This is a genomic window from Sulfuricurvum sp., assembly GCF_023250475.1.
Taxonomy (GTDB): Bacteria; Campylobacterota; Campylobacteria; order Campylobacterales; family Sulfurimonadaceae; genus Sulfuricurvum.
The window spans coordinates 1-16,865 of sequence record NZ_JAHFAQ010000038.1 but is presented as its reverse complement, the minus strand read 5'-3'; the positions used below and the strand labels follow the sequence as shown (position 1 = coordinate 16,865).

The 16,865-nt window shown below is 37.0% G+C and carries 16 protein-coding genes; 4 read left to right on the top strand and 12 right to left on the bottom strand.

What is annotated here, in order from left to right; all coding sequences use genetic code 11:
- The 5 genes from Q0C19_RS05290 to Q0C19_RS05270 all read right to left on the bottom strand — a co-directional run.
- Positions 1–205 (bottom strand): DegT/DnrJ/EryC1/StrS family aminotransferase (locus tag Q0C19_RS05290; RefSeq protein WP_295053524.1); only part of this gene is annotated, 205 nt, incomplete at its 3' end.
- 32 nt (positions 206–237) lie between these two features.
- Positions 238–1,485: a nucleotide sugar dehydrogenase gene (locus Q0C19_RS05285; RefSeq protein ID WP_295053521.1), complete on the bottom strand. Its 1,248-nt coding sequence runs from the start codon at positions 1,483–1,485 to the stop codon at positions 238–240.
- Entirely contained in the window at positions 1,482–2,546 is a 1,065-nt protein-coding gene (locus Q0C19_RS05280; protein ID WP_295053519.1) for an NAD-dependent epimerase, read from the bottom strand. Before Q0C19_RS05280 ends, Q0C19_RS05285 begins: the two co-directional genes overlap by 4 nt.
- Before the next feature lie 190 nt (positions 2,547–2,736).
- A complete protein-coding gene (gene galE / locus Q0C19_RS05275; RefSeq protein WP_295053517.1) occupies positions 2,737–3,762 on the bottom strand; it encodes a UDP-glucose 4-epimerase GalE in 1,026 nt (341 codons plus the stop codon).
- A 180-nt stretch (positions 3,763–3,942) separates the two neighbouring features.
- The gene (locus Q0C19_RS05270) at positions 3,943–5,937 is read right to left on the bottom strand and encodes an LTA synthase family protein (protein WP_295053514.1); all 1,995 of its coding nucleotides are present in this window, start codon (positions 5,935–5,937) and stop codon (positions 3,943–3,945) included.
- A gap of 102 nt (positions 5,938–6,039) precedes the next feature.
- Between Q0C19_RS05270 and Q0C19_RS05265 the strand changes: the two genes are divergently transcribed.
- From Q0C19_RS05265 to Q0C19_RS05255, 3 genes are read left to right on the top strand one after another with little or no spacing between them, the layout of a single operon-like run.
- Positions 6,040–6,981, top strand: coding sequence for a UDP-glucuronic acid decarboxylase family protein (locus Q0C19_RS05265; RefSeq protein ID WP_295053512.1), 942 nt, complete (start codon positions 6,040–6,042; stop codon positions 6,979–6,981).
- 55 nt (positions 6,982–7,036) lie between these two features.
- Positions 7,037–8,059, top strand: coding sequence for a glycosyltransferase (locus Q0C19_RS05260; RefSeq protein ID WP_295053509.1), 1,023 nt, complete (start codon positions 7,037–7,039; stop codon positions 8,057–8,059).
- 34 nt (positions 8,060–8,093) lie between these two features.
- The gene (locus tag Q0C19_RS05255; protein ID WP_295053507.1) at positions 8,094–8,756 is read left to right on the top strand and encodes a class I SAM-dependent methyltransferase; all 663 of its coding nucleotides are present in this window, start codon (positions 8,094–8,096) and stop codon (positions 8,754–8,756) included.
- A gap of 2 nt (positions 8,757–8,758) precedes the next feature.
- Here Q0C19_RS05255 and Q0C19_RS05250 read toward each other — a convergent pair whose 3' ends face one another.
- From Q0C19_RS05250 to Q0C19_RS05230, 5 genes are all read right to left on the bottom strand, one after another.
- Complete coding sequence (locus tag Q0C19_RS05250) at positions 8,759–9,664, bottom strand: glycosyltransferase (protein WP_295053504.1); 906 nt, start codon at positions 9,662–9,664, stop codon at positions 8,759–8,761.
- 119 nt (positions 9,665–9,783) lie between these two features.
- The gene (locus Q0C19_RS05245; RefSeq protein ID WP_295053502.1) at positions 9,784–11,151 is read right to left on the bottom strand and encodes an O-antigen ligase family protein; all 1,368 of its coding nucleotides are present in this window, start codon (positions 11,149–11,151) and stop codon (positions 9,784–9,786) included.
- On the bottom strand, positions 11,144–11,965 hold the full coding sequence (locus Q0C19_RS05240) for a glycosyltransferase (RefSeq protein ID WP_295053499.1): 822 nt from the start codon (positions 11,963–11,965) through the stop codon (positions 11,144–11,146). The genes Q0C19_RS05245 and Q0C19_RS05240 overlap by 8 nt, the downstream gene beginning before the upstream one ends.
- A complete protein-coding gene (locus tag Q0C19_RS05235; protein ID WP_295053496.1) occupies positions 11,962–13,068 on the bottom strand; it encodes a glycosyltransferase family 4 protein in 1,107 nt (368 codons plus the stop codon). The genes Q0C19_RS05240 and Q0C19_RS05235 overlap by 4 nt, the downstream gene beginning before the upstream one ends.
- Positions 13,061–13,801, bottom strand: coding sequence for a glycosyltransferase family 2 protein (locus Q0C19_RS05230; protein ID WP_295053493.1), 741 nt, complete (start codon positions 13,799–13,801; stop codon positions 13,061–13,063). The genes Q0C19_RS05235 and Q0C19_RS05230 overlap by 8 nt, the downstream gene beginning before the upstream one ends.
- Positions 13,802–13,869: 68 nt before the next feature.
- Here Q0C19_RS05230 and Q0C19_RS05225 point away from each other — a divergent pair, with 68 nt between their 5' ends.
- Positions 13,870–15,033, top strand: a complete 1,164-nt coding sequence (locus Q0C19_RS05225) for a glycosyltransferase (RefSeq protein ID WP_295053491.1) — start codon at positions 13,870–13,872, stop codon at positions 15,031–15,033.
- Here Q0C19_RS05225 and Q0C19_RS05220 read toward each other — a convergent pair.
- A complete protein-coding gene (locus Q0C19_RS05220; RefSeq protein WP_295053488.1) occupies positions 14,988–16,265 on the bottom strand; it encodes a PIG-L family deacetylase in 1,278 nt (425 codons plus the stop codon). The genes Q0C19_RS05225 and Q0C19_RS05220 overlap by 46 nt on opposite strands.
- 75 nt (positions 16,266–16,340) lie before the next feature.
- Positions 16,341–16,865 (bottom strand): UDP binding domain-containing protein (locus Q0C19_RS05215; protein ID WP_295053486.1); only part of this gene is annotated, 525 nt, incomplete at its 5' end.

Genomic DNA, 16,865 nt, shown 5'->3' with positions numbered 1-16,865 from the left:
TTAAAGCTAATAATAAGGCATCTGTTCCGCTACTACAAGCAATAGCATGCTTTGCCCCTGTAAAAGTAGCTAAATTGTTTTCCAATTCAATTACTTTAGGCCCCATAATATAGTTTGATGTATCCAACACATCATGAATTTCATGGTCAATCTCTTCTTTATACTTTTGGTATTGACCCTGTAAATCGATAAAATTAATTTTCATGACTTCGTCCCTTCCATTCTCAAAATATTTTTTTATAATTTTCCATCTGAATATGGCAATATAGATTTTATATCGAATATAACTTGCTTTTCATTGTTTAATTCTAAGTGTCGATAATTATTGTGTGCAACCGCTAATACTACTGCATCATAAGAACTCAAATTTGGTTCTTTTTGAAGAGATAGATTATATTCATGTTCCACTTCATCAGCATCAGCCCAATAGTCGCTAACATCTATATAACATCCAAATTCTTGTAGTTCTCGTATTACGTCAATAACACGACTATTACGAATATCAGGACAATTTTCTTTAAAAGTAATTCCTAAAATCAATACATTGGAACCTTCAATTTTATGCCCTTTCTTAATCATTAACTTAATGACCTGATTGGCAACATATATACCCATATTATCGTTAAGCCGGCGACCTGCAATGATAATTTCTGGATTATAGCCTACCTCTTGAGCTTTGTGCGTCAAATAGTACGGATCAACTCCGATACAATGTCCCCCTACAAGCCCTGGTTTAAACTTTAAGAAATTCCATTTGGTTCCAGCTGCTTCCAAAACATCATTTGTATCAATGCCAAGCCGACTAAAAATCATTGAAAGCTCATTAACGAAAGCAATATTAATATCTCGTTGTGAATTTTCAATTACCTTTGCAGCTTCAGCTACTTTAATAGTAGGAGCTAAATGGGTTCCAGCCACAATAATACTCAAATAAAGTTCATTTACTTTTTTACCGATTTCAGGAGTGCTACCACTTGTAATTTTCTTAATTTTAGTTACTGTATGTTCTTTATCACCTGGATTTATTCGTTCAGGACTATAACCGCAAAAAAAATCCTGATTAAACTTTAATCCCGAAAATTTTTCTAAAATCGGTACACAATCTTCCTCTGTTGCTCCTGGATAAACTGTCGATTCATAGATAACAATATCATCTTTTTTAAGTATTTTCCCTATAGTTTCACTGGCTTTTAATAAAGGGGTAAGATCTGGTTTTTTATGCTTATCAATTGGTGTTGGAACTGTTACAATATAAATATTACAATCTCGTATCTCATCAATATTCAATGTAAAAATCATTCCATTATTTAATGCTTCTTTGACTTGCATTTCATTCAATTCCAATGTTCGATCATATCCATTGCATAATTCATCAATACGCCAAGGTGCAATATCAAAGCCAACTACAGAATATTTTTCACTGAATGCATGAGCCAATGGAAGTCCGACATAGCCTAAACCAATAATACAAATTTTACTTTTCATTCCTTATCCTTAATAGCATAAAAATCTAGATACCAATCCACAAAGTTATTAATACCATCTTGAACCGAGGTAGATGGCTTATACCCCATATCTTGTATCAAATCATCAACATCAGCATACGTACTAGGGACATCTCCTGCCTGAATTGGAAGAAAATCTTTTTTAATTTTTGTGCCAAGTCGATTTTCAATAGCACTAATAAAATCCATTAATTTGACTGGATTATTATTCCCGATATTATAGATTTTATATGGAGCTGATGATGTTGATACCCGTCTAGATTTCCCATTCCACGCAATATCAGTTTTTGCAGGGTTATTTATTACTCGAACAATTCCTTCAACAATATCATCAATATAAGTGAAATCACGAAGCATATCCCCATTATTAAAAACTTCAATAGCTTTCCCCTCCAAGGCAGCTTTAACAAAAAGAAATAGTGCCATATCAGGACGACCCCAAGGGCCATATACGGTAAAAAATCGTAAACCTGTCGTACTAATTCCAAAAAGATGACTGTAGGTATGCGCCATCAATTCATTTGATTTTTTGCTTGCTGCATAAAGACTAATAGGATGATCAACATTATGATCTGTACTAAAGGGAAGATCCTCATTCAATCCATACACCGAAGAAGAAGAAGCATACGAAAGGTTACTGACCCCTGCATATCTGCAACACTCCAAAATATTTATAAATCCTATAATATTACTATCAATATAAGCACTTGGATTAATAAGAGAATATCGAACACCAGCTTGAGCGGCTAAATTACAAACTGCATCAAACTGCTCCAACTCAAAAAGAGTCATCATGGTTATTTTATCTTCTAAATTTAATTTAATAAAACTATATTTTCGAAAAGATATAGAAGGAACAATCTGCTTATCAACTATAGATTCTTGTTCTATCCCAGCCCTTTTTAGTCTACTATATTTTATATTTTGATCATAATAATCATTAATGTTATCTAATCCAACAACTGTATGATTATTTTGAAGTAATTTAAGCACTAGATGTGATCCTATGAATCCAGCTGCTCCGGTAACGAGAATTTTCATTATTTTAATACCTCAAATCTTTTAAGTTTATCAGAAATTTTCCTATAAGCACTCATTTTTTACCTCAATTGATAATAATAGGACATATAATATATCGTATTTTTAGAAACTAATAATTTCAAATACAAATAAGTTCATAAAAATATCAATTATCTCTTTAAATGTAATAATTTTTTTGAAAACGATTCTATCATATTTCATGTAAGATCATCTCTTTCTCCCAATTCAATGCCGTTGTGCATATTAGTTTCAAATTATCAAATTTCGGCTCCCAGTTGAGAGTATTCTTAATCTTCATATTATCTGCAATCAATAATGCCGGATCACCTGCACGACGAGGTACAACTTCAATAGTAAAATCTGTCTCTGATACATCTTTCATAGTTTCAACAACTTCTCTTACACTAAATCCATGTCCATATCCACAGTTAAAAATATTATTTACATGGTTTGCTTCTAAATAATGCAAAGCACTAATATGAGCTGAGGCTAAATCTTCTATATGTATGTAATCACGGATACATGTGCCATCATAAGTATCATAATCATCACCAAATATAGAAAGTTTTTCTCTTTGTCCTATAACCGTTTGAGCACTTACTTTTATCAAGTGTGTAGCATTTGGAAAACTCTGTCCAATACGATTTTTTATATCAGCTCCAGCAACATTAAAGTAGCGCAAAATAACAAAACTAAAATTAGGATTTACCTCAGATGCATCTTGCAATATCCGTTCACTCATTAACTTACTCATACCATAAGGATTAATCGGATTAGTTGGAGTTGTTTCTTTTACAGGAGTTTCACTTGGCTCACCATATACGGCAGCTGTGGAAGAAAAAAGAAATTTACCAACATTGTACTGATTACATAAATGAATAAGATTTGTCGTATTAACAGTATTATTCATATAATATTTAAGTGGATTTTCAACCGATTCTGGAACAACTATTGAAGCAGCAAAGTGGATGACTGCATCAAAATGATTAGATAGAAAAATCTTTTCAATCCCTTTAAAATCAGCTAAATCAGCATGATAGAACTGCAAAGTACCGTTACTTGAACTAGACGCTATTTGTTTAAGCGTATCAATTGTACGCTGATAACCTGTAGATAAATTATCAATAATAGTTATATCATAATTAGTATACTCAAGAAGTTGCTTTATTACATGACTACCAATATAGCCTGCTCCACCCGTTACGAGAATATGCATAAAATTATAGTCTCCCATCCGGAAGAGAAAAAATTGATTTAATATCAAACCCCACTACCGAATATACTTTTCTAAATACATATACCTCAGACAATTTAACATATCTCAATCCAATCATCCCTATTTTCATAACTAGCCTTCTTAAAAAGATATTATTTCACATAAGTACTTAAAATCCCGCTAATGACCTTTCTGCATATGTTGCTGCCTAATGTGTGATTGGATTAAATACTCTTCTGAAGCCAAAGTTGCCTTATAATACCGATTGCACTCTGATTGATAGCTGTTTTTAACCTTATCAACTTCAAATGCCCCATGATCAGAAACAATAACACCCGCATCATTGAAACCGCAATGAAGATTGTTCGGGGCTAATAAATCAACTCCCATTGACATATAATCAGCATTACTAAGCGTTAGATTGTACAACGTTGGAAAAATATCTTTATGCGATCCCGCAACTGATACGTTGATATCACGAGGTTTTAAATATTTAGGTAGATAGAGATAAAAAGGGATCAACTTAGAAGCTGCTACAGGATCATCGTATTTCATACTTGATTCGATCGTATTGTTGTCGGCGGTTATGACGACTACTGTATTGGCATACTTCGGATTATTTTTGATTTCGTCCATAAAACGTCCTGCCATATCCAATGCATACGCATAATCATGAAGCCTTTTTTCCAACAACGATCTGTCTCCGTTCATATGCTTCGTCATTTCGCTTGACCAGACCAAAGGTCTCGAAGTGTATTCGGGAGGGATATCGTAAGGGGGATGATTGTTTGTTGTCATCAAATATATGAATTGAGGGTTTTTAGCATTGGAAAGTTTTTTAAGAAGAAAATCATATGCATATTGATCATAAACTCCCCAACTGTGTGATGCTTTTTTTTCATCTAGATTCAAAGCGCTAACAATAGCCCCCTTTCCTTCCACATGATCAAATCCCTGATATTTCATAAAACCACCGACATTACGCCACGATAAATCGCCTCCGTACACATAGGAGGTTTCATATCCTTTTGACTGATAGACTCTGGCGGAAGCTTGTTTAAAAGCCGTTTGCACATAATTGCTCTGCCCGAATGAGGTACTTTCAGGACGTGCTGCGATATTTAAAAGAAACGGTTCCATTGATCCAATAGTTCCGTTCGAACCGGAAATAAAGTTACGGAATAGTGTGTCTTCATCAAAATGTTTTTGAAGCCGTCCCAGTATATCAAACGTTTTGCTTTGGTATTGTGTAATCGGCATCCCGAAACTCTCAACCATAATCACAACGACATTAGGAGGATTTTTTTCGAGCTGAATGTTTGTGCGAGTTTGTTGTTGCAGCGATCCCAACAGGTCCTTCGGATTTAAAGCTCGATTTTGGAGATGAATGCGAAATGCCTCGGTTATATTGTTTTCATATCCCATCATCTTGATCAGATTATAATCGTCCGATTTGCTTTTTTTATACTGTTTGTAGGATTTTATGATTGCGAATACGCCGTTTTGCGGGAGCTGGTTGATAAAAGGATCAGAAGAGACGTCCACGACATATTTCGATATCGGAAAAATCCCTAGCGATCCGCGTGCAGCTAAAAATGACAGTGCCATCATCACGACAAATATACCAACCTTCCCTGAAACAGGAAATGGACGTATTTTGACTTCCTCGGTGCGTCGGAAAACAAAAGCAATCACCTTCCATAGTACGATGCCGTACATCACCCCCATTACGCTTAAGAGAGGGATATTATAGTTTTTCCAGGCTATCTCGAGCAAAGCTTCCGTATCATCGTCCATCACGCCGAAAATCATGATATTCGCATGCTCTCCGAAATAGGAATAAAATGCCATGTCGGCACCCAAAAACATACTGATAAGGATAAAAACCGCCCAAAAATAACTCGTCAATATACGGCGGATCGTTCTGTTCTTACTTCGGAATAGTTGCATGATCGCCAAAATAAGCAATGATGCGATACTGACATATCCCAAAACACTTAAATCCAATCGTAGACCGAACCAAAAAGCATACAGCCATTCACCGCGCAACGTCTCCGGAAGTGCCACATAGGGAGAAAAATGTTCATAAAACCATACGCGGATCAATGACATAATAAATAAAAAAATGAGTTGGATTTTGACGATAGCGATAATAAAAGGGTGAATTCTGTTCATTGAAACTCTTTTTAAGCGGTATTATATCCATCCTTTAGTAATTCCGAAAATTAATCATCGACACGGTAAAATGGTGTAATTAGTCAAGGCAAAGGGGTAAGTGTGCGCAAACGTATTTTAGTAACCGGAGGAGCCGGATTTGTCGGAAGTCATCTGTGCAGAAGGCTTTTGAATGAAGGCAACGACGTTATTTGTCTGGATAATTTTTTCACCGGAAGTAAAAAAAATATTATCGACTTGTTACCACACCCTTATTTTGAATTGATCCGTCATGATGTGCAAGAACCTCTTTTGCTGGAAATCGATGAAATCTATAATCTTGCCTGTCCCGCTTCACCTCCCCATTATCAGTTTGATCCCGTTGCGACAACACGTACATCGGTACTCGGTGCCATCAATATGCTCGATATCGCTCGAAAATGCAAAGCAAAAATCTTGCAGGCAAGTACCAGTGAGGTATATGGCGATCCCGAAGTGCATCCTCAGCCCGAAAGCTACCGCGGAAGTGTCAGTACGACGGGAATACGTGCTTGTTATGATGAGGGTAAACGATGCGCCGAAACCCTCTTTTTTGATTATTATCGACAATACGGCGTCAAAATAAAAGTTATCCGTATCTTTAACACCTATGGCCCTTATATGAATCCGAATGACGGGCGGGTTGTGAGCAACTTTATCATGCAGGCCATCAATAACCACGATATTACTATCTACGGAGAAGGGACGCAAACGCGCAGTTTTCAATATGTTGATGATCTCGTCGAGGGGATGATACGGTTAATGAATAGTGATGATAGCTTCACAGGACCTGTCAATATCGGTAATCCCGGAGAATTTACCATGTTAGAGCTGGCTCAAAAAGTCATCGATCTGACTGGATCATCATCCAGACTTATCTTTATGCCGCTTCCGCAGGACGATCCTCTCCAACGACAGCCCGATATTAGTCTGGCCAAAAAAGAACTGAACTGGGAACCGACTATCGCTCTTGAAGAGGGATTAAAGAAAACAATTGCCTATTTTAAGTCTCTTAGCCATGAATAAGCCGTCAATCAAACAGCCGACCGCCGTTATCTGTTTATCTCCTCATGTCGGCGGCATGGAACTCGCCAGTCTCAAGCTTGCAAAAACTCTTAGCCGTTATGTCGATATAACGTTTATCATCCAAGAAGGTAAGTTTATCCATCAACAATGTCTGAACAATCCGGACTACCGAGATATTTCCTATAAAACAATTACATTTTCAAGCAATCTTGGTCTATCGTTGATCATCAATACCCGCCAAATTATCCAAACAAAAAAAATTAAAAATGTGCTTTTTTTCGGAGCATCCGAACTAAAATCACTATATTTTGCTTTTTTGGGTCTTGATATCAATCTCATTATTCGTCACGGTTCCACAAAATCGACTCCAAAAAAAGATTGGTTTCATCGTCTTATTTATTCTGATGTAGCCCATCATGTCCCGATCTCAAAATACATGTCTGAAAATGTTAAACGTATTATCCCTTTCGGGCGAAAAAGTCAAATGCGCGTTATCGTCCCCTCGCTTCCAAAGCCAATTAGCATGCTTCCTAAAACTCCTTCTGATACACTAAGACTTCTTCATATCGGTCGAGTTACCAAAGGAAAAGGAATCGACAAAGCTATTATGTCCTGTTCCGTTCTCGAAGAACAACACATTCCATTTTATTTGGATAACTTCGGTCCTGCCGATTCAAAATTCACTCCTCAGCTAAAAGAACTTATTCAGTCTCTTCCTTATGCCGAAAAAATTCATATCAACGGCTTTACCGATTCAATCTATGATGAATACCAAAAACATGATATTTTTATTTTTCCTCCACGCGGAGAAGGATATGGTAGCGTGATGATGGAAGCCATTGCTCACGGTATTATTGTTATTGCATTCGATAATACAGCGATTAGTAATTTCGGAGAAATGGGATTTCACATCCATTTGGTAGAAGACCAAAATATAGATTGTCTAAAAAGACAGTTGCTTTTTATAGCACAAAATCTAAAAGAAGAAAAAAAATTAGCATTAGAAAATATCAAAAAAGCGAGTATGATTTTTGCTTTAGAAAGAGAAGTAGAAGAATATATATCTCTACTTGTTTAACAAATTGGCTAAATAAAAATGAAGGATTATTTCAATGGATGAACATAACTATATCTATCAACAATTACCGAGAAAGGAGCTGTTAGATTTAATTCCACAAGCTAATAGAAAGGGAAATGTTCTTGAGATAGGTGCCGGTGGCGGAGAAACTTTATTATATGCAAAAGAACACGGTTTTGCAAATAAAATATACGGTGTCGAATTGTGTAAAATTGAAAATTCCAACCAAAATAGTGAACTTTTTTCAAATTTTATTATTGACAATATTGAAACAGCTATTCTCCCTTTTGAAAATTCCCAATTTGATGTAATCATATGCGGAGATATATTAGAGCATTTAGTAACCCCAGAAAAAACATTAGAATCATTAAAAAAATATTTAAAGTCTGAAGGCGTTATTATTGCCAGTATTCCAAATATACGTGAATTTAAAACAATGAAAAAAATATTTTTTGAAGGTGACTTCAAATATTCGGATTCTGGTATCTTGGACAAAACTCATTTGAGATTTTTTTGTAAGAAAAATATAATCTCGTTATTTGAAAATCAAAATTTTAATATTTTAAAAATAGTTAGTAGTAATCAAGGCCAAGCTATGCGATATTTGAAAAGATTACGTATTTTTAAATTATTTTTACAAATATTTTTTGAAGAATTTGTCACTATCCGATATTTCATACTTGCAGAAAAAAAATGATATCAGAAATTAATTTTTTTCAAATATAACTTTATTGTAAATCGATACGTTTCATAGGAATTCTTAACTAATTGCTTAGCCATTTTTAAATAATATTTAGAACGTTTATAATTTTTATTCTTGTAATGCGAACGAACTTGGGCAAGATATAAAATGCTCTTGCCTTCATTTATTGCACTTTCAGATGTCCCCTGTAGATTCTTTGCATAATCTACAGTATAAATTTGTGCTTTAAAAAGTTTATGAGAAGATGCACTTTTAAAAATAGATTCCGCATACACTCTATAAGAACCTAAAATTTCCGGAATTAAACAAACATATCCATACTGAGCTTTAATCATATGTGCTAATTTATCATGCAGCATAAGAGAGTGTGGTATATTGTAAAAGTGTTCATCAAGGCAAGAGCGTCTAAACATATTGGAACTATTTATAATGCTATTTCGTTTTATTATACTATTGATAGTTCCGACTGTTGCATTTTTTGCTTTTGTTCGACCTATTTTCACACCTTGCTTATTAATAAAATATACTAGATGGTGTACCATGCTGCATGCGGGATGATTGTCTAAAAAATCAATCTGCTTCTGCAGTTTACCCGGTAACATCAAATCATCTCCATCAATATGAGCAATATATTCCCCCTTCGCCATCCTTGTTGTTTCAATATAATTGCCAGTATGCCCAAGATTCTTCGTTCGATAAATTGGCTTTATAATATGAGGATATTGTTGTGCGTATTTTTCGATTATATCAGGTGTTCTATCGGTAGATGAATCATCGCCAATAATAATTTCCCACGGTATATCCAATTCTTGATTGACAATACTTTTAAGAGTCTCTTCAATAAATAACTCTTGGTTGTAGGTTATTACGGTTACAGATAATTTTATATTTTTTGATCCCACTTTTGCTCATACCTCTGCGTTTATTAGAATGATTTACTAATCTATTGTTCTCTAAAAGTAAATAAGATTATAAACTGAATACATTAAATTTTTTGACACTAAACCGATTTAATCTCTCCTTAAAACTTCATAATTTCTTTCAAAAATATCGCAAGGTAAAAAATAACGCCTAATCCAATCACTTGACTTAAAAAACGTCCAACTGGTGGGATAGAACTCTGAATTGTTTGTCGGGATTCTGGAACCATAGTAAGGGCTAGTATTAAAATCCAAAGATGGAGGAATACTCGTAAATTAAACATAGTCATAGTAATCCCAATACCAATCGCTACTGTGATTGCAAGCTGAATGAACCGCATATCTTGATTATTACTTTTAAATTTATAAATTTGATAAAAAATATTTAGAAAAACCGCTAGACCGATAAGTCCGAATTGCAACATAATACTGATATATTGGTTGTGCTCATGGGCAATAGATTTTACTACTTCATCTTTGGGCAAAACACGTGCAAAGACTTCATCCATAGAATCTCCTGTCCCTACACCGAAAAAGAAATTATCCCTGACAACCTCTTCACTGTAGACCCAGAATCCGACACGCTGCCCTAAAGAAGATCCAAAATCAGCTGTAGGCTGGACAAGCTTTTCAACCTCCATTACCGTCTGAGCCACTTTATACTGTAATAAATTACTATTTTGATACATTATTCCTGCAAAGAGAGATATTCCAACCAATGCTGGCAATATCCATTTTCGGTGGTAATAGAAAAAGAAAAGGGTCAATAAAGGGAAAAATGTAATATAGCCAGTTCTACCTCCCGTGACAAAAATATTTGCCAATGCGGTAATGGTGAAAAAGAGCATAATTATTTTTAGTCGAATATCCTCTTTTACATACAACACTTTTTGCGATAATAGCACTACAGTAAATGCTAATAAAACACCGTAATGAATATGATGTAAAAAAGGTACTGGATCGCCTACCTGATATGCTTTGTATAATAATTGTCCACCGATACTGAATTCCCAAGGGAGGAGACCAAAAAACATCGAATAAGACAATATCTCGCTCATCATCATCGCTACGATAAATGCCCCGAGTATTCTATTGATATAACGTCCGTCAATGACGGCTAAAAAAACAAAAAGATACAATGCATTTTTTACATGACTAAATGAAGTCCACCCTTCTTTTAGATTATCAGAACCAATAAACCAAATAAGATACACCATTAACAAATAGCTAAATGCCCGAACTACACTATTACTCCATGCTTCCTTAATATAGTGAGCGATATTTCCACGTATTAAGAACAAAATCAAAATTACTACAAAAATACGGCTTGTAACCGAAGCGGTAATAGGGATAAAAAACATATAGACAACTATTAGATTGTTCATCCACAGGGTTAATCTATCTTTATCGTGTCGCAACTCAAAAAATTTATTTTGAAACTTTTCAATGTACGCATACAATTTATTCATGAAGGTTCAAACCCCTTTCAGTTTTAAATCTATTTTCTACTTTATTTTTTTCAAACTTCTCCCATTGTTCGGATGCGGTAGGGTTATTTTGTTTTTTATGGAATAGATGAAAAGTATTGGCACTGTTCTTGCAAGATTTCAAGGACAAGCCATAAGCTCTAAATCTCCAATCCAAATCGACATCATCGGACAATGACGATTCACCGAAACTCTCATCAAAGCCGTTTATCGCTACCATATTCTCTTTAAAACATGAGAAATTGCATCCTATCAAACTTGTATTTCTACGCCGCTTTGCAATAATATGTTTATAAATCAATCCGTTTGGATTCAGATACATTCCCTGTTCAAATCGAGTATTTCGATCAAACATAAAATACAAAGCAAACAGCCAATAAAATCTCTCTAATGTATAGGATGAAATCTCCCCGCTTCGTAATTTTCTTGTCATATTTTCAGGCAAATTTACTCTTCGGCCAGCTAAAACGGCACTCTTACTCGCCAAGGCCATATGCCCTTCGATAAAAGTACTGTAAGGGATAATATCACCGTCGATAAAAATAAGATATTCCCCAGTACTCGCCACAATAGCATTGTTCTGCGAACGTGATTTTCGGACACCGTTGTCTTCTTGAGATGTGTGCAAAATTTGTAGCCCTTGTACCGAGTTAATGTAGTTAGCCATTACTGGACTATTATTATCTTCAGCGACAATTACTTCAAAATTTGTATAGGTCTGTTTTTTAAGCGCCTGTAAAATTAAATCCAAAGATTGAATATCTTTATATACCGCTATGATTACACTGACTTTCATATCTTCTCGCTCGTTAAAATGGTTTTTAATGCTTCAAACTGCGTCTTGTTCGAGAATACCTTCTCTACTTTGGCCCTCCCCGCTTCAGCCAACTTGTATTTCAATGATTCATCTTTTAATAGGAGTATTTTTTCGGCCAAACTTTCACTATTGAGCGCTTTGAACAACAGCCCCGTCTCATTGTCGTCAATGATCTCAACAACACCTCCGCTGTTTGATCCGATAACCGCAGTCCCCACCTGCATCGCTTCAATTAAAACAAGCCCGAATGTCTCCCGCTTGGAAGCGAGAACGACGGCGTCACATGCTTGATAGAAATGGTGCGGATTTTTCATGAATCCTAAAAAGTGGATTCTCTCCGACACTCCCAGATTTTCCGCCATCGCACGCAGCTGATCGGTATACCCTTTGTGCATTTCATGCCCGACGAAATAGGCATGAACCGCGGAATCGTTAATCCGTGCAACGGCCTGAATCAAAAGATGCTGTCCCTTGGCTTCATTGATCCGTCCGACCATCCCGACGGCAAATTTCTCCTCCATCCCCAATTCTCTGCGCAAAGATTCAACTCCTTTCGCATCCAGAAGCTCAGGATGATCAGAACCCATATAAAGAACTTCGACTTTCGGACGGACAGACTCGGGGATAAAGGTATTGATTTGATCCGCGACCTGATGGGTTACGGGGAGCATTAAATCGATATTGCGATACAAAAAACGGTGATAAAAATCGTTTTTGAACCTCGTCATCGTCATATTTCGGGTTTGAACCAGCTTGGGTTTGCGTTTGGAAAATACTTTAGCCGTTACCGCGATCGGAATATCTTTAGTCCAATGCAAATGGACGATATCGATCTGATTTTTATCAATGATACGAGCCAGTTTACGTGCCGCCACAAACATCACCAGATTCGATTTTTTTTTGAGACTTACATAGCGATACGGAGTACCTTGATAATACTGTTCCAGCTTGCCCAAGGGATTAATGACACTGATGACGTTCATCGATTCATCCAGCGCTTTGGCCGCCCTGACCATATAGAGTTCCAATCCGCCCAAGTCTGGAGAAAGGCACAGTTCCAAAAGATTGAGTTTTTTATTCATTTTCCTGCAACTCCAGCATAAGGGCATATTTCATGTACGAACTAAAAGCGGAGATAAGGGCAACATTCCATCCGTGGATTCCGTGAAACATCCCCCCTTTCAAAATCAATGCTTTGAACAATGCCCCCATTCCGTGAAGAAAAGGATCGAAAGTTCCGGCACGTTTCCCTTCTTCATGGGCAATCCGTGCCCCTCGAGTGATGAACTTATGGCTTGTTTTAATCATTTCGGCGTAATTTTCATACGAGTAGTGGAGCATATCAGCATCCAATGCTTTTACGTTATCCGTTTTCACTTTCGCATGCCCGCCGGAGGACTCAAAACCGCATTTGCTTCTGTTATACAATCGTGTCACCCGATCGGGATACCACAGTTTGATGAAATGTTTTCCGACATAGGTCTTGCGTGCGAACGAAAACGCATCATAGGAGGTTTGCTCAAGATCGAGCCGCTTGATCGCCTCAATCGCATTGGTATCGAGCCGTTCGTCTGCATCCAGACTTAATATCCAATCATTTTTAGCTAACGGGGCACCGAACGCTTTTTGCGGACCGTCTCCCAGATAAGACTGCACAACGACTTTAGCTCCCAATGACTCGGCAATCTCGCGGGTTTTATCGGTACTTTGCGAATCAATCACCAAGATTTCATCGCACACTCCCATAATCGATCGGATAGCCGCTTCGATATTTTTTTCTTCATTTAGCGTAATAATATTGGCTGTTATCTTCATAACTATAATGTTAGCCAATTGAGGGTTATAAATGGATTATATTGTTATACTTTCATCAAAGGAGTTCTATGCGGGTAGCGGTCATTGTCAGAAGTTTGAATATGGGGGGAATGCAGCGTGCAGCTGTCTCATTAGCCGAATCATTCGCCCAAGGGGGGCATGAATCTCATTTGATTTACTTCAAAGAAAAAAACAAAGTCTTCACCCCCGATAAATCTGTTTTCCTCCACCATTTTAATCTCCAGAAATTGTCGATGCTATCCGGTATAGGTCTGTTTTTTGAACTTTTGTCTCGTCTCCTTAATATTTTTATACGCAATAGCTATTTTTTATGGAGTGCTCCCTTTTTATCCTCTCTTTTTCGTTACCGATTGGCACTCTTAGAAAAACAATACGGTCAATTCGATCTGATAATTATTCGGGGACAAGGGACGTTCGAAACCTTATGGCCGATCAAAGACCCTCGTGTCTTCCAAATCACCGAAAGTATGTTTATCCCCTCCGACACACCGCTAAAACGTTTTTATTTCAAGTTTTTGTATCATCAAAAGAATGTCATCTGCGTATCGCATGCCATTCAAGAAAAGCTGCTCGCTATTTATAAACAGACCCAAACCTCCCCGAATCGCCTAAACGTCATCGGAAATCCGCTCAAAATGGACGATATTCGAAAAAAAGCGGAAGCGTTTACTCCTGAAATAAACGAATCGTATATACTCAGTGTCGGTCGAATTACCCCGAATAAAAATATTTCCCTGCTTATTGAAGCGTATAATCTCCTGCGAAGTCAAAATAAAATAACCAAAAAATTGGTCATTATCGGAATCGGGCATGATCTGGATAATGTACGGTTTAGAGCGGAAGAAAGCCCCTACAAAGATTCAATTCATTTGATAGGTCAGGTTAGCAATCCGTACCCGTGGATGAAAAATGCCGATCTCTTCGTCCTCAGTTCAAAATTAGAAGGTCTTGGAATGGTATTGCTCGAAGCACTTGCCTGCGGTACTAAAGTCATCTCAACCAAAAGTCAAAGCGGCGTTATGGATATAATGCGGGGAGCTTTGGTTCGATATCTTTGCGACCAAAATCCCGAATCGATGGCCGAACGAATCAACATGACACTGCATGAGGAGAGCATACTCGATTTCGAATCGTGCATCAAGGCATTCTTACCGCAAACAATTATTCATGATTTCCAATGTTTGCTCAGTGATTCCCAACCTATCACATAAAAAAGTTCATTTGATCGCACTCCTCTGCGATAATAGCTCTTATCACGCTGCTGGATAGCTCTCTTGAGCTGTTTACTGAAATGTTTCCATGCTTTTTTTACACCTATCACCAGTGTAGCATCCCGCAAATCATGCATTGCTTCAAGGGCATAAAATTTTTCAATTTGTTTTGAAATATCTGCTTGATACGAATAGATTGACTCATAGACAAAAGGGGTATTGAACTTTGGAGCCAACAAAGATGTCGAAAACATCGGTCCATACGGATAGGTTTCATTATAAATATGATGATTCGTGTAACAATATAATTTGGTATCACTCATATTTGCACGCTGTAAAGCTTCTATGAGAGCGTAAGTAGTATAGCGATGATCACTATTTGAATCAAGATCCGGATGCGGCGTAATAATAATCTCCGGTTTGATAGTATCAATCGCACTGTATAAATCCTGAACTAAAGAGTCCCATGTTGCACTTGCTTTTTGATTCTTTATAAATGGAGTATGTTCAACACGTCTAAAAAAAGATATATCATCGATGCCGGTAGACGTAGAAATAGCTTGCTGATCTTGATGCTCAAACATCCATTTCAGACTCATCCCAAAATAACCAAGCATTGCACACCGCTCTTGCGTAACATTTCCCAAGGCAGGAACACTCAACGCATCGTGAACCCGCAATTTTCCTTTCTGTATTGTACGTTCTTGTTTGGAGCCATACAACCCACAGTAGTCACATTTGCCCTCTTCACCGACCGTTATCGTAATGATATGGCTTCGAGCCGAAGTACTGTAAAGTCCGTAAGCGGCGATTTCGGCATCATCGGCATGAGGTGCTAGGATCAATACGGTTTTGTCATCTATATTCGGGTTCTGATATCGATACAAAAAGCCTTTTTTATGCGAAAAAGCACAGTGATGCAGTTTTAGCTTTATTCCCGAACCGCAAAACCCGCTTATGTCCAAATAACGGAGTCCCCGTAAACCGTGTTCGAGATAATGACAGGCTCTATCCACTCTATCACACTGTATTTCGATATAAGGCTGACACAGATGCCCCGATAGAGTGCTATGCACTTTAATCTCTAAAATTAGGGTACTATCGGAAGAGATAGCAGAGAGATCGATAGTCTCGGAACTTTCAATCTCCATTAAATCACAATGTTTATCGAATGAATAGCGATAGTCTTGCTTCGGATTGTATTTATATTGTCTTTTTCGAATATATGACAATACCCCTGCATTTAAGCTAATAATACTTATTATAAAAGCACTGAAAATCAATAATTCTCCGATCAAAGTATGCAATTAAACACCTATTTGGAAGTATTCAAATCCTATCTCAGTCATCCGCTCTTTATTGAACTGATTTCGTCCGTCAAAGAAAATAGATGCTTTCATACGTTTTTGCATCTCATCAAAATCTGGGCTTCGGAACTCTTGCCATTCCGTAACGAGAATAACGGCATCCGTATTGTCAAGCGCTTCGTATTTACCGTCTACGTAACTGACACTCGGATTGCCTTTTAGATAGTGTTTTTCGGCTTCATGACGCGCTTTCGGATCATACGCAACAATCTTCGCCCCTTTTGCGGTAAGATCATTGATAATCGTAATCGCACTCGCTTCACGCATATCATCGGTTTCAGGTTTGAATGCCAATCCCCATATCGCGAATGTTTTGCCTTCGAGATTTTGCCCGAAACGGCTAAATACTTTTTGGGAGATAACATGTTTTTGATCGTAGTTAACCGCTTCAACGGCATCTAAAATACGAGGTGTATAACCGAAATCTTTCGCGGTTTTTGCCAATGCCTGAACGTCTTTTGGAAA